The sequence below is a fragment of the Brevundimonas denitrificans genome, assembly GCF_030160755.1.
Lineage (GTDB): Bacteria > Pseudomonadota > Alphaproteobacteria > Caulobacterales > Caulobacteraceae > Brevundimonas > Brevundimonas denitrificans.
In genome coordinates this window covers 1-573 of the sequence record NZ_BSOY01000220.1, presented here as the reverse complement: position 1 = coordinate 573, position 573 = coordinate 1, and the positions used below count along the sequence as shown (strand labels likewise).

Below are 573 nucleotides of genomic sequence, written 5' to 3'. Positions count from 1 at the left end.
CCGGCGGATGCGGCTCCGGCTCCGACCGAGGAGGCCGCCGCAGCAGCAGCGCCTGCCGGACAGAATACCGATCTTGACGAGGGTTCGAGGGCGCGGCTTCACGCCATCCGGGAGGAGCTTAAAACCCTTCGGGAGGTGCTGGCGAGCGCGCTGTAACCCGCAGTTTTAAAGGGGTTTTAAAAAAAGTTACCCGAAGCACACAGAGGCGTTGCAATGGCTGAACAGGAAAGCTATAGTGCGCGCCGATTGACACACCCATTGGCGGGCAGTAGCGCAGCCTGGTAGCGCACTATACTGGGGGTGTAGGGGTCGTCGGTTCAAATCCGGCCTGCCCGACCAACAAGAAGGCCTCGGCTCTTGCAGCCGGGGCCTTTTTTGTTGCCCTGCATTGTCCGGGGGTGGGACCCGCGACGCGAACGGGGCGGGATGCGATTCTATTTTCGTTGCATATTTTCCACCCGGCGGTATCTTCTCCGCCATGATGACGATGACTTCTTCCTTTTCCGTAACCCGCAGTCGTGACGATGCCCGCCTTGTGGCCGGCTGGCTGTTGACCGTGGCGTTTCTTGTTTT

1 tRNA gene is annotated in these 573 nt (G+C 60.2%); it reads left to right on the top strand.

What is annotated here, in order from left to right:
* Positions 1–262 precede the first annotated feature (262 nt).
* A tRNA-Pro gene (locus tag QQJ79_RS15865) sits at positions 263–339 on the top strand.
* Positions 340–573 lie beyond the last annotated feature (234 nt).